This is a genomic window from Archangium sp. (genome assembly GCF_036388035.1).
Lineage (GTDB): Bacteria > Myxococcota > Myxococcia > Myxococcales > Myxococcaceae > Archangium.
The window spans coordinates 1-19,099 of record NZ_DASVSO010000761.1; the positions used below are offsets into that span (position 1 = coordinate 1).

Annotated in this window: 16 protein-coding genes; 6 read left to right on the forward strand and 10 right to left on the reverse strand. The window is 70.5% G+C overall.

Translation table 11 applies throughout. The features are described 5' to 3' along the window. From VF697_RS31120 to VF697_RS31130, 3 genes are all read right to left on the reverse strand, one after another. The coding region (locus VF697_RS31120) for a glycoside hydrolase family 15 protein (RefSeq protein WP_331100630.1) at positions 1-1,761 on the reverse strand (1,761 nt) is incomplete at its 3' end. A 166-nt stretch (positions 1,762-1,927) separates the two neighbouring features. Further along, entirely contained in the window at positions 1,928-2,551 is a 624-nt protein-coding gene (locus VF697_RS31125; RefSeq protein ID WP_331100631.1) for a cyclase family protein, read from the reverse strand. Positions 2,552-2,654: 103 nt separating this feature from the next. After that, entirely contained in the window at positions 2,655-3,749 is a 1,095-nt protein-coding gene (locus VF697_RS31130) for a glucose 1-dehydrogenase (protein WP_331100632.1), read from the reverse strand. 176 nt (positions 3,750-3,925) lie between these two features. Between VF697_RS31130 and VF697_RS31135 the strand changes: the two genes are divergently transcribed. Next, the gene (locus VF697_RS31135; RefSeq protein ID WP_331100633.1) at positions 3,926-4,486 is read left to right on the forward strand and encodes a hypothetical protein; all 561 of its coding nucleotides are present in this window, start codon (positions 3,926-3,928) and stop codon (positions 4,484-4,486) included. A 13-nt stretch (positions 4,487-4,499) separates the two neighbouring features. Here VF697_RS31135 and VF697_RS31140 read toward each other — a convergent pair whose 3' ends face one another. After that, on the reverse strand, positions 4,500-5,006 hold the full coding sequence (locus tag VF697_RS31140; protein WP_331100634.1) for a YkgJ family cysteine cluster protein: 507 nt from the start codon (positions 5,004-5,006) through the stop codon (positions 4,500-4,502). Between the two features lie 225 nt (positions 5,007-5,231). On the opposite strand from VF697_RS31140, the gene VF697_RS31145 reads away from it, so the two are divergent. Further along, positions 5,232-5,636, forward strand: a complete 405-nt coding sequence (locus VF697_RS31145) for a response regulator (protein WP_331100635.1) — start codon at positions 5,232-5,234, stop codon at positions 5,634-5,636. 27 nt (positions 5,637-5,663) lie between these two features. Here the strand turns inward: VF697_RS31145 and VF697_RS31150 are convergent, their stop codons facing one another. Then, positions 5,664-6,590: a pirin family protein gene (locus tag VF697_RS31150; protein ID WP_331100637.1), complete on the reverse strand. Its 927-nt coding sequence runs from the start codon at positions 6,588-6,590 to the stop codon at positions 5,664-5,666. A 111-nt stretch (positions 6,591-6,701) separates the two neighbouring features. Then, complete coding sequence (locus VF697_RS31155) at positions 6,702-7,589, reverse strand: LysR family transcriptional regulator (protein WP_331100638.1); 888 nt, start codon at positions 7,587-7,589, stop codon at positions 6,702-6,704. Between the two features lie 128 nt (positions 7,590-7,717). Between VF697_RS31155 and VF697_RS31160 the strand changes: the two genes are divergently transcribed. Next, on the forward strand, positions 7,718-8,269 hold the full coding sequence (locus VF697_RS31160; RefSeq protein ID WP_331100639.1) for a YceI family protein: 552 nt from the start codon (positions 7,718-7,720) through the stop codon (positions 8,267-8,269). 14 nt (positions 8,270-8,283) lie between these two features. Here the strand turns inward: VF697_RS31160 and VF697_RS31165 are convergent, their stop codons facing one another. Next, positions 8,284-10,347, reverse strand: coding sequence for a PilZ domain-containing protein (locus VF697_RS31165; RefSeq protein ID WP_331100640.1), 2,064 nt, complete (start codon positions 10,345-10,347; stop codon positions 8,284-8,286). 460 nt (positions 10,348-10,807) lie between these two features. Here VF697_RS31165 and VF697_RS31170 point away from each other — a divergent pair, with 460 nt between their 5' ends. Both VF697_RS31170 and VF697_RS31175 read left to right on the forward strand, forming a co-directional pair. Continuing rightward, positions 10,808-13,744 (forward strand): serine/threonine-protein kinase, encoded by a 2,937-nt coding sequence (locus VF697_RS31170; protein ID WP_331100641.1) that lies wholly within the window; start codon positions 10,808-10,810, stop codon positions 13,742-13,744. 93 nt (positions 13,745-13,837) lie between these two features. Continuing rightward, positions 13,838-14,545: a head GIN domain-containing protein gene (locus VF697_RS31175; protein WP_331100643.1), complete on the forward strand. Its 708-nt coding sequence runs from the start codon at positions 13,838-13,840 to the stop codon at positions 14,543-14,545. A gap of 45 nt (positions 14,546-14,590) precedes the next feature. Here VF697_RS31175 and VF697_RS31180 read toward each other — a convergent pair whose 3' ends face one another. The 3 genes from VF697_RS31180 to VF697_RS31190 form a co-directional block, all read right to left on the reverse strand. Then, complete coding sequence (locus VF697_RS31180; RefSeq protein WP_331100645.1) at positions 14,591-16,060, reverse strand: mechanosensitive ion channel family protein; 1,470 nt, start codon at positions 16,058-16,060, stop codon at positions 14,591-14,593. A gap of 135 nt (positions 16,061-16,195) precedes the next feature. Next, on the reverse strand, positions 16,196-16,762 hold the full coding sequence (locus VF697_RS31185) for an imm11 family protein (protein ID WP_331100648.1): 567 nt from the start codon (positions 16,760-16,762) through the stop codon (positions 16,196-16,198). Positions 16,763-16,778: 16 nt separating this feature from the next. Continuing rightward, a complete protein-coding gene (locus VF697_RS31190) occupies positions 16,779-18,122 on the reverse strand; it encodes an AHH domain-containing protein (RefSeq protein ID WP_331100649.1) in 1,344 nt (447 codons plus the stop codon). Between the two features lie 181 nt (positions 18,123-18,303). On the opposite strand from VF697_RS31190, the gene VF697_RS31195 reads away from it, so the two are divergent. Next, a complete protein-coding gene (locus VF697_RS31195) occupies positions 18,304-18,903 on the forward strand; it encodes a DUF938 domain-containing protein (protein ID WP_331100650.1) in 600 nt (199 codons plus the stop codon). The last annotated feature ends 196 nt before the right edge of the window (positions 18,904-19,099 follow it).

Below are 19,099 nucleotides of genomic sequence, written 5' to 3' on the forward strand. Positions count from 1 at the left end.
CAGCGCCTCGCCCGAGGGCCCTGTCTGCTCGGCGAACAGCCCCACGTGGTTGGCGTAGCCCAGCATCCGCTCGAAGGTGAGGCGTGCCTCGTCCAGCAGATCCGGCCGCGTCACGCTCGCCCGCGTCATCGCCTCCACCAGCCAGAAGGTGCACAGGTTGAAGGTGCCCTCGCGCCCCGAGATGCCGTCCTCCGTCGCCTCCACGTCGTAGCGGAACACCAGCCCGTCCGACGTGAGCCCGCCCTCGGCCGGCCGCTGGCGGAGGATGTCCAGCGTCGAGAGCATCCGCGGATCCACCGGTGAGAGGAAGAACACCAGGGGCATCAGCAGGTTGGCCGCGTCCAGGGACATCGTCTCGTACGACTGGATGAAGGCGCCGCGCTTCGAGCTCCAGCCCCGCTGCATGATCTCCTCGAAGATGGTGTCGCGCGTCTCCAGCCACCGGGCGCGGTCCGCCGGGAAGCTGCGCTTGTCCGCCAGCCGGATGGCCCGGTCCACCGCCACCCAGCACATCATCTTCGAGTAGACGAAGTGCTGCTTGCCGGCCCGCACCTCCCAGATGCTCTCGTCCTTGTCGCGCCAGTGCTCGCACACCCAGTCCACCAGCCGCCGCAGGTGCCGCCAGAAGTCATACGAGATGGGCGCCCCGTGCTTGTTGTAGAGGTACACCGAGTCCATCAGCTCGCCGTAGATGTCGAGCTGGAGCTGGTGCGCCGCCCCATTGCCCACGCGCACCGGCTGCGAGCCCAGGCTGCCCGCCAGGTGCCACAGCTCCTGCTCCCGGGGCACCTCGCCACCGTTGAGCGCGTACATGAGGGGCAGGGGCTCGCCCGGGGGCAGGTCCGCGATGCGCTTCTCCAGCCAGCGCATGAATGCACCCGCCTCCTGCCGGAAGCCGATGCGCAGCAGCGCGTACACGGTGAAGGCCGCGTCGCGGATCCACACATAGCGGTAGTCCCAGTTGCGCTGGCCGCCGGGGAACTCGGGCAGGCTGCAGGTGGGCGCCGCGACGATGGCCCCCGAGGGCTCGAACGTCATCAGCTTGAGCACCAGCGCCGAGCGGTGCACCGTCTCACGCCAGCGCCCTGTGTAGCTGCACCCCGAGAGCCAGTGCCGCCAGTAGTCCACCGTGGAGCGGAACAGCGCCTCGGAGCCCTCGTGCCCCAGCACCGTGTCGTGGCACGAGTCCGGCGCGCCCTCGCGCAGGCTGAACACCGCCGACTGGCCCTCGCGCAACGAGAAGCGCGAGGTGACGCGCTGCCCGTCCGTCTCCAGCTTGGCCGAGGTGATCAGCGTCAGGTTCAGCGTCTCGGACAGGAAGCTCGCCCCGCCGTGGAGCAGGCGCACCGTGTGCGGGTCCCTCGCGTAGTTGAAGGCGGGCAGGCACTCCACGCGGAAGGCCATCTCCCCGCGCACCACGCGGATGCGCCGCACCACCTCGCGCACCCGGTGCCCCTTGCCCAGGGGCATGAAGTCCACCAGCTCGCCCACGCCGTCCGGGGAGTAGAAGCGCGTCACCAGCACGTTGGAGTCCGGCCAGTAGAACTGCTTGCGCACCACCCCAGCTGGCTCGGGCGCGATGCGAAAGTGCCCTCCGCGCTCCGGATCCAACAAGGCCGCGAAGACGCTCGGGCTGTCGAAGTGGGGGAAGCACAGCCAGTCCAGCGTCCCGTCCGTGGCCACCAGTGCCACCGTGCGCAGATCGCCAATGACGCCATGGTCCTCGATGGCCGGCGCCCGCGACGTCTTGTCCCCGTTCATGCGCTCCCTCCCGCTGACGAGCCCTGACGATTTCCTATCCGCCGGCCTCGTCGCGTTCAGGACTTGCTATGGGCTCGACACACGCCCCCCGCCAGCCTGGAGGGTGTGAGGAGCGGGGAGAGCGCCCGGCTGTCCGCACGAGGACCGCCCGGCCCTCCCTCCCGGACTACTCGCGCATCGCGCGCACCAGGGCCCGCGCTGGCGAGCCCCACTCCGACTTCACCTTCAGCGGCAGGCACACCAGCTCGTGCACCCCCACCTTCACCTCGCTCAAGTCCAGGCCCTCGATGACCCACACCCCGGCCTCGCGCAGCTTCTGGTGGACCTCGAGTGCCTCGGCGTGGAAGCCGCCGCGCGACACGTAGTCCACCCCCACGCACGCCACCTTGCGCTCGATGAGCAGCTGCGCCGCCGCGTCCGACAGCCGCACGAAGGACTCCTCGTTCGGCTGCTTCCACCACTCGCGCTGCGAGTTGCGCGTGCGCAGCAGCAGCCGCTCTCCGGGCCGGGGCTCGTAGTCCGCCAGCGAGTCCGCCCGGATGCTGTCCACGTCATCCAGGTGCAGCACCCGCGCCCGCCCCACCGTGGCCGACAGCGGCGCCCGCTCCATGTCCTCGAGGTCCAGCTCCAGGCTCGGCGGCGCCGTCACGTACGTGCCCATCCAGGCCGCCCGCTGAAGCCACTCGGCCTGGGCCGCCACGCCCTCCGGGAGCCGCGGCACCGGTTCCGTCCCCTCCACCGGGGGCTCCCCTCCGAACGGCACCGAGATGTCCAGCCAGACTCCCTCCATGTGCTCCTCCTCGTTCCAGACGCGGGTGTCCCTGGGGCGTCGGGAAGCCCCAGCCTAGCCCCCTCGGGGGGGCGGAGGCGACACACGCGGTGTCACCCGCATCTCACCCCCGGGAGAAGACGATGACGTCCTTGATGTCCGAGCGCTTGTCCCCCGTCACCACCTCGGCGTAGGCCTCGGGGGGGTGGCGCGCGGTGATGAGGCGCTCCAGGCCCCCGGGCCACTTCGTCCGGAAGCGCCCCAGGTTCTCCACCGCCGACTCGAAGTCCTCCGCCGCCGCGTTCACCGTGCCGATCAGCACCTGGTTGTTCATCACCAGCTGCTTCATCAGCACCCCCTCGTCCAGCTCCCCCTCCTCGCTCTCGGGCACGCCGGTGAAGACGTACACCCCGTTGGGCGCCAGGGCCTTGATCACCTCGAAGGCCGCGCTCGCCGAGCCCGCCGCCTCGTACACCACGTCCGCCCGCCCCCGCTGCCGCACCAGCGCGTCCACCGGGTGCTGCTTCGAGGACACGTAGGCGGCGCCCAGCGACTCGGCCGCCTCCGCCTTGGGGTTGGGCTTGGGCGAGCGCGAGTACACCGTCGTCTGGAAGCCCGCCCGCATCAGCGCCATGGCCCCGAGCAGCCCCACCGGGCCGGAGCCCAGCACCACCGCCTTGCCCGGCGCCCGCCGCTGCCAGGGCATGCGCGTCTGCACGTGCGCCACCTCGCGCAGCGCCTTCTCGGCGATGGTGAGCGGCTCCGTCAGCACCGCCACCCCGCGCAGCTCGCGCGGCACCTTGTGCAGCGAGGCCACGTCCTCCACGAAGTATTCCGCGGCGAAGCCGTGCGCCCCCTGGATGCCGCGCTCGGTGTACTCGCCCGTCACGCAGAAGTCCGCGTACCCCGAGCGGCACGGCAGGCAGCCCCCGTCGCGGCAGGGCTGGCGCACCCGAGGCACCACCAGGTCCCCCGGCGCCAGGTCCTTCACCTGCGCGCCCACCTCCACCACCTCGCCCAGGCACTCGTGCCCCACGATGAGGTGGTCCTCCCCCTCCGGCGGCTTGCCGTGCTTGCCCTGCACCACCTCGCGGTCCGTGCCGCACACGCCCACCTCCAGCGTGCGCACCCGCACCTGCGTGGGCGAGCCCAGGCGCGGCTCCGGCACGTCGATGACCTTCACCTCACCGCTCTTCGGGAACACGGCCACGGCCTTCATGGCGCCACCTCCTGTGGACTCCAGTCGATGCCCTGGATCGGCCGCGCGTGCACCTGCCCCGGCGCCGCGAGCCCCGGTGGTGGACACTCGGGCCCTCGCGGGTGCGCACCCGTCAACGGAGCGTCCCGGCGAGTTCCCGCGTGCCCCCATCCCCCGGCTGGTCTATAGACGGGCCCGTGAGCGACCCCGAGCCCTCCGTCACGCCCTCACGCTCGCTGTTCATCGGCGCCACCGGCGTCCTGCTGATGTCCATCCCGTTCTTCGTCTTCGGGCTGGCCTTCCTCGATACCAAGGCCCGCATCGTGCTCCAGTGCGAGCGCGGCGGCCCCTGCACCGTCACCCGCGCCGGCTGGCTCACCGAGTACGTCGTCGGCGTGTACACGCTGGCGGAAATCCAGGGTGCGCGCGTCGAGCGCGGTCGCAGCCCCCGGGGCGAGCAGCAGAGCATCTACCGCCCCGTGCTCGTTACCCCCGGGGGAGAGGTTCCCCTCTCGCACGACTGGATGGGCGAGGAGAAGCAGGCCGAGCGCCCCGTCGCGGCCATCAACCGCTTCCGCCAGAACCCCGAGAGCCCCGGCCTCACCCTGTGGCACGACGACCGGCCACGCGCCGGGCGCATGGGCCTCATCTTCACCGTGACGGCCGGCTTCGTGCTCCTCTTCGGGCTCTTCCTGCTGTGGCGGGCCGTGAAGCGGCGCCGCGAGGAGCGGGCCCAGGGGATGGCCGCGGGGGCGTAGGGGCGTAGGGGCGTCAGGGCTCCCCGGAGGCTCCGGGAAAGCGCCTCGCCCCGCCGTGGAAGCGTGCGTCCAGGAGGGCCTCGGTGCGCTCCCGGAGCGCGCGAGTCTCCAGGGAGGGCCCGCCCTCGGACAGGTCCGCGAAGCGCGCACGCTCCAGCACCGGGGAGGCAGGCGCGTCCGTGTCGGGCGGGAGGCTCGCCTCCAACGCCGCGAGCAGGGCCCGCGCCCGGTCCACCACCGCGAGCGCCTCGTCGAGGGGGAGCTGGCCGCCGGCTACTTCCCGGAGCAGACGGCAGTCGTAGGCACGGCAGCCCTGGGGGCGCTCGGCGTAGAGCGTGCAGCGGCGGTCCCTCAAGGCCGAGCAGCCCTGCCGGAGCGCGGGCGAGCCGCCCACGAGCGCCACCACCTCCAGCCCGTGCCGCCGAGCGGGAGCGACTTCCTCGGGCCGAAGCGGCACGTGGCTGAAGAGGTTGCCGTCACAGCACAGGCCGCAGCGCTGGCAGAGGGCGGAGAGGGACACGGCCCGCGAGGCTACTCCAGGCGGTGGGCGGCCTGAATGGGCCGAGCGGGCTTTCGGGCCCCTGCCCTCCTGGTCCCTCTCTCCGGACACCGCGAGGGGACCTGGCTCGCGCCTCTGCAGAAGTGAGGCCATGACGCATCACACCGGCGGTGAAGGAGACTCCTTCCTTATGAGGGGCGCGAACCACCATCCAGGTCAGGCGCTCCGGAAAGTGAGGCTGCCGCTGTGAGCAAGATCCTTCTGGTCGATGACGAGCCCGAGCTCCGAGAGCTCTACACCGATGTGCTGGAGGTCATGGGCTATGAAGTCTTCCAGGCGCACGACGGCCTCGAGGCCCTGGAGATGGCTCGCACGCTGCGGCCGGACTTGATCGTCACGGACTGGATGATGCCTCGCCTGGATGGCGTCGAGCTCTGCCGGCGCATCCTCCGCGATGCCGAGCTCTTCCGCATCCCCATCATCCTGCACAGCTCGCGGCGGGCCCCCCGGATTCCAGGCGTCCACACCGTCCTCTCGAAGATCTGCCCGCTGGAGGAGTTCGAGGAGGCAGTGGCCGAGGCACTCGACGACTCCGCTGGACACGTTGGGCTGGAGTCCCCTCTGCAGATGGCCTCGGGGGCATCCTGGTAGGAGCCGGTTGACCCTCCCGAGGCGCGCCTACGGGTAGCGCACGGGAGCGGGCTCCTCGGGCAGCGGGATGAACTCCGTCTCCTGAGGAACCGGGGCGAAGCGGCCGGCCTTCCAGTCCGCCTTGGCCTCCTCCAGCCGCTCCTTCGAGCTGGAGACGAAGTTCCAGAAGATGTAGCGAGGCCCGTCCATCGGCTCGCCGCCGAGGAGCATCATCCGCGCCGGAGCCGAGGCCCGCAGGGTGATTTCACTGCCCGGACGGAAGACGAGGAGCTCGCCCACTCCGAACTCGGTGCCGTCCAGCTCCACCGTGCCTTCGGCGAGGTAGAGCGCGCGCTCCTCGTGCTCGGCCGGAATCACGAGGCCCGCTCCCTCCTCCAGGGCCATGTCCGCGTAGAACATGTCCGAGAACGACTGCACGGGCGAGCGCTTCCCATAGAGCGCTCCGGCGATGAGGTGCATCCGCACGCCCTCGCCTTCGAGGAAGGGCATCGTCTCGGCGGCATGGTGGACGAAGGCGGGCGCGGTCTCCTCGTGCTGCTTCGGGAGCGCCAGCCAGGTCTGGATGCCGAAGAGCCGCCCACCCGCGGCGCGCGTCTCGGGGCCCGTGCGCTCGGAGTGGACGATGCCGCGCCCCGCGGTCATCCAGTTCACCTCGCCGGGCCGGATGGGCTGCACCATGCCGAGGCTGTCCCGGTGGAGGATCTCCCCGTCGAAGAGGTAGGTGACGGTGGCGAGGCCAATGTGCGGATGCGGCCGCACGTCGAGCCCGTGGCCCGAGCGGAACACCGCCGGCCCCATCTGATCGAGGAAGATGAAGGGCCCGACCATGCGGCGCTGGGCCGAGGGCAGCGCCCGCCGCACCTCGAACCCATCGCCGAGATCCCGGGTGCGGGTGACGATGAGGGTCTCCAGCTCGGGGTGCTGCCTCGGGTCGATGGGTACATCCCGGCTCATGGGTGGCTCCTTGCTCTCAGGTGCCAACCATCATGTGGGGGTGAAGCGTTCCGCGCCAGACGCCAACGACGGGACAGAGCGTTCCACTCATGGAATGGACGAGGAGCGCCCTCAGTCCACGGAAGAGGCGGGCCAGTGCTCCCGCAGGAAGTCCACGAAGGCCATCACCTTGGGCGAGTGGTGCCGGGTGCTCGGGTAGACCGCGTGCACCGGGGCCCCGGAGGAGCTCCAATCCGGCAGGAGGCGCTGCAGGTGCCCGGTGGCGAGGTCCGCGGCGGAGTGGATGTTGGGGAGGAGCGCGATCCCCGAGCCCGCCAGCGCCACCGCGCGCAACATGTCGGGCTCGTTCACGACGAGACGCGCACGGAGGGAGACCTCGACCGACCTGTTGCCCGAGTGCAGCGTCCACACGTTCCCCTCGCGCCCCGCGCCAAACAGGAGGCAGTCGTGCTTCTCGAGCTCCCGGGGTGACCGGGGCGCTCCCCGCGCCTGGAGGTAGCTCGGGGCCGCCACGACGACGCGCTCGACGCTCCCGAGCTTCCGGGCGATGAGCGAGGAGTCGGCCAGCCGTCCGGCGCGCACGGCGAGATCGAACCCCTCCTCCACCAGGTCGACCGTGCGGTCCGTGCACACCAGCTCGAGCTGCACCTCGGGGTAGCGCTTCAGGAACCCCGCGACGAGCGGCCCGATGAAGCTGAAGGACAGGGGGGTCGTCACGCGGAGCAGCCCGTGAGGGGTGGCCTGCATGCGCGTGACGGCCAGCTCGGCCTGCTCCGCCTCGGCCACGATGCGAGCGCAGTGCTCGTAGTAGGCCCGCCCCACCTCCGTGAGGCTCAGCTTGCGCGTCGTGCGCTGCAGGAGCTGCGCGCCGACACGCTCCTCGAGCTCGGACACCTTCCGACTGACGGTAGACTTGGGCATGCGCAGCCCGCGAGCCGCCGCGGTGAAGCCGCCGGCCTGCACCACCTTCGCGAAGACGAGGAGCTCGTTGAGGTCCATGCGGTTCCCGGCCCGGGAGTCGTTCCATGGGTGGAACAGTCCTTCCAGTCCGCCCCATCTAATCAAGGCCCCCGTCCGCCGCTACCTTCAACACATCAAACAACGCCTCACCCAAAAGGAAGACGCACATGGCCAACGCAACCTGGAACATCGACCTGACTCACTCCGGCGTGCACTTCTCCGTCCGCCACATGGTCATCGCCAAGGTGCGCGGCAGCTTCCGGAAGTTCACCGGAGCGGTGTCGCTGGACGAGCAGGATCCCACCGCCTCGTCGGTCTCCGCCCGCATCGAGACGGCGAGCATCGACACCGGCGTCCAGCAGCGGGATGATCACCTGCGCTCGCCGGACTTCTTCGACGTGGCGAAGTTCCCCGTCATGTCCTTCCAGAGCACGAAGGTGGAGAAGACCTCGGGCAACGGCCTCCGGGTGACGGGGAACCTGACCATCCGGGACATCACCCGCGAGGTGGTGCTCGAGGCCGAGCAGCTCGGCATCGGGAAGGATCCCTGGGGCAACATCAAGGCCGCCTTCGAGGCGAAGACGTCGATCGACCGCCGGGAGTTCGGCCTGACGTGGAACCAGGCGCTCGAGACCGGTGGCGTCCTCGTCGGCGAGAAGATCGAGATCGCCCTGGAGATCCAGGCGGTCAAGGCGCAGGCCACCGAGAAGGCGGCCTGAGTCCTCGCGGCGCTTCAGGGCTCTCCGCGGGGCGTCGTCGCCTCGCACAGGTGCTCGATGAAGTCCGGCAGGAGCTGCGCCGAGAGGATCCAGATGCGGCCCTCTCCCAGGTCCACCAGCTTCGCGCGCTCGGTGTACTCCACGTGCTCCGTCTCCACGTAGTGCACGAACACGCTCTTGTCCCGCGCCCGGTACCACTCCGCCGCTCCCGCCAGCAGCGCCAGCATCGCCTCCTGCGCCTCCGGCAGCGCCGCGTCCACCAGCGGGATGATGCGCACCCCGTCCAGCACGTTGAACAGGTTGAGCCCCACGTGCGCCGTCTCCAGAATCCCCACCGCCAGCGCGCGCCCGTCCTTGCGCGCCACCCGCACGTCCCGCTCCCGCTTCAGCCCCGCCTCGCTCCACTTGCGCTTGAGCGCCGTCAGCTCGAAGCGCTCCGGCACCAGGTCCAACGCCTCCCGGTACGCCTGCGGCCGCGTCTCCTCCAGCCGCGCGAAGAGCGCCGCCTTCTCCTGCGGCGTGGGCTCCCCCAGCGTGAAGCCCTCGGGCAGCGTCCACTCCCGCCGCGCGTCCGCCTCCATGAAGCGGAAGGGCACCATGCACGCCTGCCCCGTGTGCTGGTACCACTCGGCGAAGTCGAACGCCGTGAAGCGCACCCAGCGCACGTTCGCCTCGCAGTACGCGAGGAACCACTTCACCTCGGGATCCATCTGCGCCGGCTCGAAGCCCCGCAGGTAGATGTCGCGCAGCGCATCTCGCGCCGTGCCGCGCAGCTTCTCGTGGGGCGGCGCCTGGCGCGCGAGCTGGTGCGCCAGCCAGCTGCCCGTGTACGGCTTGAGCCACGACAGGCTCGCCTCCACCGCCTGGCCCGAGGGCATCGGCCGCACCACCCGGTAGCCCAGCCGCGCGTGCCGCTCCAGCACCTCGTGCGCGTCGCGGTACTCGGCCTGCATCCGCGCGAAGTCCGCCGGCGTCTTCCCCGACAGCCGGAAGTACCCCGAGCGCTCGAAGAGCTCCCACGTGCCCTGGTTCCAGTCCCCCGTCACCCGCGTGTTCGGGTGGCTCTGCTCCTCCACCAGCAGCCGCCAGCGCACACCGTCCTCCTCGCTCAGCGGCACCACCGACATGCCGCAGCGCCGGCCTCCCGCCACCCCGGTGATGTTGCACACCTCGGTGCGCAGCCTCACCGGCTCCTGCCCCGGCAGCTCCACCTCCACCTCCGGCAGCCGCAGCCCCGGGTAGAGCAGGTCCTCGCCCGGCTCGGTGCAGAAGGACAGGCCCTCGTACGAGATGTCCGCCAGCTCCCGGCGCACCCGCACCTGCGGCCACAGCGGATGGGAGAAGCGCACCGTGCACCCGCCCCACGCCGCCGCCCTCCTCAGGAAGCGGTGGCGGTAGCGCACCACCTCGCGCGGCAGCGGCACCACCCACAGCCCATCCTCGTACGTCGCCTGCTCCACCTCGAAGTGCAGCACCGAGCTGTAGCCGAACAGCTCCACCGTGAAGGGGGCCGCGGGCGGCACGCCCCGCACCTCCCACGCCACCTTCCCGTCGAACTTGTCGTAGAGCGCCGCCACCAGGTCCACGTCCCCCGTGCTCGAGCGCACCCGGCCCCGGCACCGCCGGGCCGTCAGCGCCTCGAAGATGCGGCCGATCCGATCCGCCCGGGTGATGTGCTCCTTCCAGATGGGCCGGCCCCGCGGCGTCTCCAGCTGCCCCTGGTCCCTCAGCCGCTCCAACATCGAGACGATGCTGCGGCCCTTGTCCAGCGGCGGCGCCACGAAGCGCAGGCTCAGCTCCGGCAGCTCCTCCGGCCCCTGCAGCAGCACATTCGTCACCTCGGCCCGCAGGGACGTCGTCTGCTCCCCCGTGCCCACCACCACGTTGGCCGTCTGTCCCGGCCTCAGCGCCGTGGGCATGAAGAGGTGCAGCGTCAGGTGCTCCGGCGACAGCTGCACCAGCCGCCCCGCCGGCTGCGACTCGCCCTCCACCGAGGCCACCGCCCCCTGTCCGGGTCCCATTCGGTAACCCAGGACGCTGTCTCGGGCTCGCATGCGGTCCGCCTTCTCCGTCGCCATGGGAACTCCGCCTGTCTTGGAGTACCGGTTTACGGAACCAGTGGAAATTTCCACTCCACCGCGATCCCCGGCCACCGATGGAAATTCGGTTCCGCCAATGTGGACACACGTCTCGGGGCTTGCAGCGTCGCCTGCGGAGTGGGCTCCACGGAAGCGTTGCGGACCCATCGACTCCCCGCGTTGTGCCACCTGGTGAACGGCGCTCCCGTCCAGAAGACGCGGGTTGCTGGAACCCGGGGGCGTGGGCAGGACGCGGGGGTTTCACGCCCCCTGGATTTTTATTTTGGAAACCAAGAATGTGAGCCTGAGCACCCACACCGTCTGTCTTCACGAGGGGTTGCGGGGACGAATCGGGCGCGGGGCGTGTGACTGGAATCCGCTCCGGTTGCGCCGTCACGCGAAAATCACGGGGCCGGGTTTCGCGTCCCGGCGGACGGTCCTATAAGCTTGGTTTTCTCGAATGGCTGGGTCGACAACACCCTTCGGCCCGGATGACGTCCGCGGTCGGCAGATGGGCAACTACGAGGTGCTCTGTCGCCTGTCCACGGGCGGCATGGCGGAGATCTTCCTGGCCTCCAAGCGGGGCCTGGCGGGTTTCCACAAGCCCGTGGTGCTCAAGAAGATCCTCCCGGACATCCAGGGCCAGGAGGAGTTCGTCCAGATGTTCCTGGACGAGGCGAAGGTGACGGCGGCCTTCAACCACCCGCACATCGCCCAGGTGTTCGATCTGGACGTGGCCGAGGGGGAGCTCTTCCTCGCCATGGAGTTCGTGCCGGGCGCCACGCTCATTGAAGTGGCCCGGGCGTGCCGCGCCACCAACGAGCCCATGCCCGTGGGCTTTGGCCTGGCCTCGGTGCGCGACACCGCGCTGGCGCTGCACTACGCGCACACCTACACGGATCCGCTCGGCGAGCCCTCGCCCGTCATCCACCGGGACGTGGCCGAGAAGAACATCATGGTGACGTACGAGGGCGTCACCAAGCTGCTGGACTTCGGCATCGCCAAGAACCTGGCGGGCGCCAGCCGCACGCAGGTGGGCATGGTGAAGGGCACCAGCGGGTACATGTCGCCGGAGCAGATCCGCGGCGAGCCGCTGGACGCGCGCAGCGACTTGTTCAGCCTGGGCGTGGTGCTGCACGAGTGCCTCACCGGCATGCGGCTCTTCCCGGGCAAGGCGCCCATGGCGGTGGCCAACGCCGTGCTGCGCTCCCCCATCCCCGAGCCCTCGCGCGTCAACAAGGCGATTCCCCCCGAGCTGGACGCCATCGTCCTCAAGGCGCTGGCGCGCCGGCGCGAGGACCGGTACGCCACCACGCTGGAGTTCGCCCGCGAGCTGGAGCGCGCCGTGGGCCCGCTCATCTGGCTGCCGGAGAAGAGTGGCGAGCTGATGCGGCGCCTCTTCGCCGAGCGGCGGGAGCAGACGCGCCAGCTCCTCGCCCGAGGCCGGGCCGCCGTCGACGGCACGGGAGAGGTGAAGCTCGCGCAGCTCTTCGCGGACAAGGAGGCACCCGTCACGCCTCCGCCCGCGCCGGCCCCCACCCCGGGCATCGCCACGCCGAGGACGCCCACGGCCTCCGCCCTGCCATCCTCGCCGGGCGTCGCCGCGCCCCTTCCCCCGAGGAGCTCCACGGCGGGGCGCCTGCCCAGCATCTCCCCGCCCCAGTTCTCGAGGCCCTCGTCCACCTCCGATCGGACCGAGGTCGTCACGCCCCCGGCTCCCACCCGGCCTCCGGCGTCCGTCACGCCCCCGCGCCCTCCCGAGAGCACGGATCTCCACCGGCCGGTGCTGCCCCCGCCTCGCGAGCGCACCACCCCCGCGCGGCCGCGCAGCCTGGACCCCGAGCCGCCGACGTCCCAGGAGGAGTTCCACCCCCCCGTCACGCGGCCGCCGCGCACCACCGGGGAGCAGCCCATCACCGCGAGCGGAGCGGGTGCACGCGGCAACCCCGGGCGCCCGGGTCGCCGGCCGACGCTCGACGTCCCGCTGCCGCACCTGGACGCCGCCACCCAGCCCGTCGGCGCGCTCGGGATTCCCGCTCCGGTGAGTCCTCCCGTGCCCGCGGAGGAAGACTTTCCGGATGACCCCACCGTGCCGGCCCGCCGCTCGCTGCTGGCCCGGCAGCGCCCGGTCGAGCCACCGGTGGAAGCACCCGAGGAGCAGACCGGCCCCATCCTCTCGCGGCCCTCCCCGGTGGAGCCGCCGGACGAGGACGGCCCCGAGTTCCTCACCGCGCCCTACCTCCGCCCGCCACAGGCCCGACCCCGCGACGTGACGCCGCCGGACGAGGACGGCCCCGAGTTCCTCACCGCCGTCGCGCCGCCCACGGGTGCCCGGCCCCGGCAGGTGGAGCCCGAGGATGAGGAGGACGTGGAGTTTCCCACCGCCATCCTCCCGCCTGGAGCCGGCCGGGCCCGCAGGGGGAAGTTCGAGGCGGAAGACGCCTCGGAGCGCCCCACCGCCCCCGTCCAAGCCGTGCCCCCCCGGTCCCGGAAGGGGGCGCCACGAGACGAGGCCGCCTCCGCGACCCACGCACCCACGTCCCCTGGCTCGGGACGAGGTGCCTGGGTGGCCGCGCTGCTCCTGCTGTTCCTGCTGGGCGGTGGTGCCGCCGCGGTGGCCCTGAAGTGGGATGGGGGCCTCGTGTCCTCACGGCTGTTCCCCCCGCCCCCGCCCTCGGCTCCCCTCTTGAAGGTGGCCCCGGCCGACACCCAGGCCCCCGCTCCGGCCGCGCAGCCTCCCGTGGCCACCACCGAGGTCTCCACCGCCACCCCACAGGAGACGTCGGCCGCTGACGCGAGCACTCCGGACGCGGGTGACTCCGCGCTGGCCGCCGCCACTGTCGAGCCCTCGCCCACCCCGGCCGCTGTCGACGCGGGCACGGCCTCGCCCGAGGTGAAGAACGCGGCGGCCTCCGCGAACGCGGCGCCGGAGGGAACGGGCACGCCCGAGGCCCAGGAGAAGAGCGAGCCCGTCGCCGTCCCGGCCGAGGCCGTCGCCGAGCCCGCGCAACCGGTGAAGCAGGGCGGCAAGGTGACGGCGAACAAGAGCCGCAAGCGCGAGCTCGCCCCGGTGGACATGGAGACCTCGCCCGAGCTGGTGACGAATTCCAACGAGGCCGAGCGAGCGTGGGAGGCGCTGGAGCGCGAGCGCTCGGGAGCGGTCGAGCCGTCGGAGGGCCAGGGCATCCTCACGCTGAACACGGCGAGCGCCGCCAAGGTGTACCTGGGCAGCCGCCTGCTGGGCGAGACGCCGCTGTTCCGGGTGCCCATGCCCGCGGGCAAGCAGACGCTGCGGATCGTGGGTCCCGACGGCAAGTCGCTGAAATTCCAGGTGGATATCAAGGTCGGCGAGATCACCGCCGTGCGCATCCCCCGGGAGAAGTTCGCCCGGGATTGAGCGACCCGACGGCCGGGGAGCAATGGCTCCGGCGGCGGTGCGTATCTCCGGATGACCGAGGCCCCGCGCCTCCCATCTCCCGAGGTCCGAATCATGCTGCTGCGCTCCCTGGTGCTCCCCGTCGCCCTCCTGGTGTCCGCCCCCGCCTTCGCGCAGGACGCCGCCAAGGGAGGTCAGCTCGAGGTCCCCGACTTCCGCGGCGTGGCGGTGAGCAACGGCATCCACGCCGAGGTGAAGCCGGGCCCCAAGTCGGTGCGCCTGGAGGGCAGCAAGGAGGACCTGGCGCGGGTGAAGCTCGAGGTGAAGGACGGCGTGCTGACGACGCAGGTGGAGAGGAGCAATGGGCTGGGCGCGCTGTTCTCCAAGGGGCTCGAGGACGTGCGCCTCTACGTCACCAACCCGCGGGTGGAGAGCGTGGCGGGCAGCGGCGGCTCGCACATCGAGGCGGAGGCCACGGCGGCCAACAGCTTCGAGGTGGCGGCCAGTGGGGGCACGGAGATCACCGTCACGGGCGTGGACGCGAAGGAGCTCGAGGTGGCGGCCAGTGGCGGCTCCCAGCTGACGCTGAAGGGCCGCACGGGGGAGCTGGACGTCCAGGGCAGCGGGGGCTCCATCATCGAGGCGCGCGGGGTGCGGGCCGAGTCGCTGAAGGTGTCGGCCAGCGGCGGCACCCGCGTCGAGGCCTCGCCCGAGCGGAGCCTCCAGGGCTCGCTGTCCGGGGGTTCCACGGTGAAGTCCTTCAGCAAGCCCGCGAGCGTCCAGGTGAACGCCTCGAGCGGCTCCCTGGTCCAGTACGAGTAGTCCGGCCCCCGCGCCCCTCTCCTCTCCGGGGAGAGGGGACGTGCCTCAGCCCAGCCGGAAGATGCTCTTGAGCCGGGCCAGGATGTGGCCCTCTTCCGTCGCCACCTGCACCGTGTCGCCCGAGGCCGTCATCGCCGCGTGCAGCTGCGTGCGCCGGTGCGCCAGCATCCCCGACAGCTTCGGCGCCAGCTCCGGGTGCGCCTCGAAGAGACGGGCGAACACCGGACGGTCCAGCTCCAACAACACCACGTCCGTGAGCGCCACCACCGTCGCCGAGCGCGGCTCGCCCGTGAGCAGCGACATCTCGCCGAAGTAGTTGCCCCGCGTCAGCCGCGACACCTCCACCCCGCCCGCGCGCACCGACAGCTCTCCCGAGCCCACCAGGTAGAACGTCTTGCCCGGCTCGCCCTGCTCGATGACGTGCTCGCCCTTCGCGAAGCGCCGGGGCACCATCTCCCGCCGCAGCCTCGCCCGCTCCTCCTCCTGGAGCACCTTGAAGAGATCCACCCGCCGCAACATCTCGGCGACCCGCTCGTCGGGGAACTCGGAGGCCGGCACGCCTTCGCGCATGTGCACCGTGCGCTGCGGGTAGGGCAGCTCGATGCCCTCGCGCCGGAAGCGGTACCAGATGCGGGTGTAGATCTCCTCCATCGCCCAGTCGGCCTGGCCGAAGTCCTCCACGTAGTAGCGAATCTGGTAGCGGATGCCCTTCTCGTCGAAGCCCCAGGTGCGGCACAGCGGCGGCGGCTCCCTGACCACCAGCGGCAGCTCCGCCAGGAGCTCCAGGACCGCGGCCTTCACCTCGTTGGGCGCCCGGTCATACGGGGCCTGGAAGTAGATGTCCGCGCCCACCGGCAGCCCGCCTCGCGAGTAGTTCTTCACCGCCTCCTTCGAGCAGACGTTGTTGGGCAGGGTGATGGCCTCCCCGCGGGACGTCTCGATGCGGGTGGCGCGCCAGCCGATCTGCACCACGCGGCCGGTGACGTCCTTGATGGTGACCCAGTCGCCCACCTGGTAGGGGCGCTCGAGCTGCAGGGACAGGCCGGCGAAGAGGTTGCCCAGCGAGTCCTGCATCGCCAGACCGAGCACCACCGAGAGGATGGCGGACGTGGCCACCAGGCTCGTCAGGTCGATGTCGAGCTGCGTCTTGAGGATGGGCAGGACGGCGAGGAGGTAGAGCGTGAAGTCGAGCACGTCCCGGAGAATCTTGGGCGGGGGCGTCCGGGAGCGCAGGCGCAGCAGGAACAGGCCAAAGGACACGCCAGCGCGGATGCCACCGAAGGCGAAGGTGAGCATCCACGCCACGCGCAGTCCCTGGAGCACGCGCTCGTGCAGGAGCGGGCCGATCTCCTTGTCCATCAGGCGCAGCACGAGGAACGTCACCAGGAAGACGAGCGCCCCGCGCAAGTCCCTGCGGAACGTCGCATCCGAGCTCGCCGCCCGCGCGGCCAGCACCCCCAGCGCGAGCGCGATACCCACCACCAGCGAGAGGTGGCCCTGCAGGAAGGCAAGCACGTGGCGAGCCTGCGCCCCGGTCCCGGGAGGGGTCAAGGCACCGGGAGTGGGGCCCTCCCAGTGGAAGACAGGGGCCGGGACGAATTTTTCATCCGCTCGGCAATCACCGCGTGAAGCGGATGTCGGCCGTCTCCACTACACCTCTTTGAAACTCGTCCCGGTGGCCCCGATGCGCTCCAAGCCGTTCTTGATCTCCTCGGAGACAATGAGAGCAATGGACCATCCCCAGGGTCGGAAGACCTTGGCGTCACCCACCCTGGCGGGGTCGATGCGCATGCCAGAGACCTTCCGGTACGTGCCTACTCTCTCCGGCCGCCCATCTTCCGGCAGCCAATACTCCACTTCGTCGGACGCCTTGTCGTCGATGCACCGAACAAGCCGGGTGGCCACGAGGATGCAGAACTGCTCGGGCTGACCCTGTATGTCCACCGGAAGGAGCTGCACGTCGGTAGAAGCCAACTCCGTCAAGAGAGAGGCGACCTTGGCGTGAATGACTGGAGCGCCGAGCCCCGCGAGTGAAAAATCCACGGGTTTTCCGGGATGGTCGAAGGGCAGCCTCAAGCGTCCTGGGTTGGGAACAGGGGCTCCATCCGTGAAGATCCAAGGGTCTTCTACTTCCTGACCCTGTGGATGGACGGGAATGCCCAGGGCCCAGCACCCAGGAACAACGCCCGGGGAGAGCTTGAAGTAGCGCTTGGACATGTCGAGCATTCTGGCGTCACATGCTGCGGGTCACCAGCTTGTTGAGCTTGGTGCCCGGTGTGGAGATTTCCCGCGCGATCCGCCCGAGCTCCGTCATCAATGCCTCCCGGCACTGGTCCATCCTGCGGCACCTCTTCGTTGCGTCGAACAGGCGCTCGAAAACTTCTTCGTGGTAGTCCTGCGGGTGCGGCCCCTTGTGACCCTTGATGCGAACAATGTTGGCCGGGTCGTTCAGCGACATGCCCGCCTTGTCGAAGATCTTCTGGAACTGGGGAGACCACGGTCCACCGTTGTTCGTGGAGTCCCACCACTTGTCCGTAGCGATGTGGTGGGCGTGGCCCTCCGTATCCACCGGGTCGGCAGCCGTGCTGCCCATACCCGGCACCGTCGTGGAGACCGCGCCAGGAGCAAGCGCCATGGTCATGGATCCGCCCGTGACGGCTATTGCCTCCACTTCGCCCACGGCCGAGAGCAGGATGCCGGCCTGAGCCCCGGACTGCATGGACGCCTGGGCCGAGCCGGGCAAAGCCGGCACCTTCGACGCGAAACCCGCCGCCGTGTTCCCGATGGCCACCGTGGCAAGCAGAGCAAAGGCACGTGCCGCGTTGCGGCCCATCACCTTTCCGTAGCGCTCTCCAGCCCGCCGTAGCTCGTCAAACGTGGTGGCCCGGTCTGCCTCGTCCACCAGCCGCCTGAAACCTGTGATCAGGCCCCAGAACGTATCCACGCCCAGGTAGACGATGAGCGTTGCGGTCATCACTGCGGCGAGGCCCTTGGACATGGGCTCCGGCACCGTCCATAAAATGAAATACATCGTGCCCGTCCACAGTGCCGCCGCCAGCATGGCGTGCGGGTCGGCCATGTCCTTGAAGGCTTCCAACATCTCGTCCAGCACGGCCCCATGCGCCAGCGCCATGGCCAGCGTGTAACGACCGTCCCTGTCCACGGTAGGGAACTCCACCAGCAAGCGAAGGCAGTCTCCCTTCCTCCCGGTGCGCTCACACCAGCGCAAATAGGAGCGCGTCACCTCCACGTCCGTTTCCGAAACCAACGGCGTGCCGTCCAAGGGTGTCACCCGGTGGGTGCGGCTCTCGAAGAGGAATGAACCGTCGCGTACCCCCACCTCGAAGAGCTGTCGGGCGGCCTGCCGCGGATTGGCAGGTGGCTGCACGCTCTGGGACAGCCGGGTCACGGCCTCTTGGAATTCCTCTTCCTTCACTTCCACGGGCTCGGTTTCGGCGGTGCCTGGAGTGAAGACAATGGGCTCGCCCCGGCCCGTGTCCAGGCGCACAACGCGCACCGTGGCACAGCCGCTAACAAGGAGGAGCAGCAACAGCGGAACCGCCCAGCGCAGTTTCATGGCACCCCCTTCAGGCAGGTGCCTCCATTCTCGCGGATTCGGGTGGAATCACAGCGAGAAGTGAGCGTCCGCCGCCTTCTCGCCCTTGCCGGATGCGGGGAGGGGCGGTGCGTCTGGCCGAAGACGCTCGCCCGCGACAGGGACCCGGAAGTAGAGAGAGGCTCCACCCCGAGCCCGCCCCATGAAACGTCACGCCCCCTCCGCCGAGCGCAACCGCGAGCCCCTCCTCTCCGTCCTCCGCGAGGTGCTACCCCCGCGGGGCACCGTGCTCGAGGTGGCCAGCGGCACCGGCCAGCACGCCGTCTTCTTCTCCCGCGCCTTCCCCGGGCTCACCTGGCAGCCCAGCGACGCGGATCCGAGCGCGCGGGAGAGCATCGACGCGTGGCGCGTGGAGGAGGGCCCGCCCAACCTGCGCGCTCCCCTCGCCCTGGATGCCAGCGCCTCCTCCTGGCCCGTGGAGGAAGCGGACGCCATCGTCTGCATCAACATGGTGCACATCTCGCCGTGGGAGGCGTGTCAGGGATTGATGCGCGGCGCCGGCCGGGTACTGCCTCCCGGGGGGCCGCTCATCCTCTACGGCGCGTACTTCATCGAGGGCCGGCCCACGGCGCCGAGCAACCTCGCCTTCGACGCCTCGCTGCGCGAGCGGAACCCGGCCTGGGGCGTGCGCGAATTGGGCGCCGTCACGGCCGAGGCGCGGGCCCACGGACTGGAGCCCGACCGCGTCGTCGACATGCCGAGCAACAACTTCACGGTCATCTACCGCAAGCGCGGAGGGTGAGGCTCACTTCGGCCGGAAGTCGAGCACCACCGAGTCCTCCGAGTGCCAGCACTGGAAGGAGCAGCAGCACCCCGCTTCGGACTCGTCTCTCCCGGCTCATATCTTGTGGATAAGTGGCTCGGGCCCCCTCGGTGACACGAAGGCGTTTCGTGCCTGGTTTCTCCACGGGAGGGGAGCTGCCCTGCTCCGTCCCCAA

Bases quoted from the DNA above. Each gene is read 5' to 3' on its own strand.
- VF697_RS31125 (WP_331100631.1), bottom strand. From the start codon at position 2,551: ATGGAGGGAGTCTGGCTGGACATCTCGGTGCCGTTCGGAGGGGAGCCC.
- VF697_RS31130 (WP_331100632.1), bottom strand. From the start codon at position 3,749: ATGAAGGCCGTGGCCGTGTTCCCGAAGAGCGGTGAGGTGAAGGTCATC.
- VF697_RS31150 (WP_331100637.1), bottom strand. From the start codon at position 6,590: ATGAGCCGGGATGTACCCATCGACCCGAGGCAGCACCCCGAGCTGGAG.
- VF697_RS31155 (WP_331100638.1), bottom strand. From the start codon at position 7,589: ATGGACCTCAACGAGCTCCTCGTCTTCGCGAAGGTGGTGCAGGCCGGC.
- VF697_RS31160 (WP_331100639.1), top strand. From the start codon at position 7,718: ATGGCCAACGCAACCTGGAACATCGACCTGACTCACTCCGGCGTGCAC.
- VF697_RS31165 (WP_331100640.1), bottom strand. From the start codon at position 10,347: ATGGCGACGGAGAAGGCGGACCGCATGCGAGCCCGAGACAGCGTCCTG.
- VF697_RS31170 (WP_331100641.1), top strand. From the start codon at position 10,808: ATGGCTGGGTCGACAACACCCTTCGGCCCGGATGACGTCCGCGGTCGG.
- VF697_RS31175 (WP_331100643.1), top strand. From the start codon at position 13,838: ATGCTGCTGCGCTCCCTGGTGCTCCCCGTCGCCCTCCTGGTGTCCGCC.
- VF697_RS31185 (WP_331100648.1), bottom strand. From the start codon at position 16,762: ATGTCCAAGCGCTACTTCAAGCTCTCCCCGGGCGTTGTTCCTGGGTGC.
- VF697_RS31190 (WP_331100649.1), bottom strand. From the start codon at position 18,122: ATGAAACTGCGCTGGGCGGTTCCGCTGTTGCTGCTCCTCCTTGTTAGC.
- VF697_RS31195 (WP_331100650.1), top strand. From the start codon at position 18,304: ATGAAACGTCACGCCCCCTCCGCCGAGCGCAACCGCGAGCCCCTCCTC.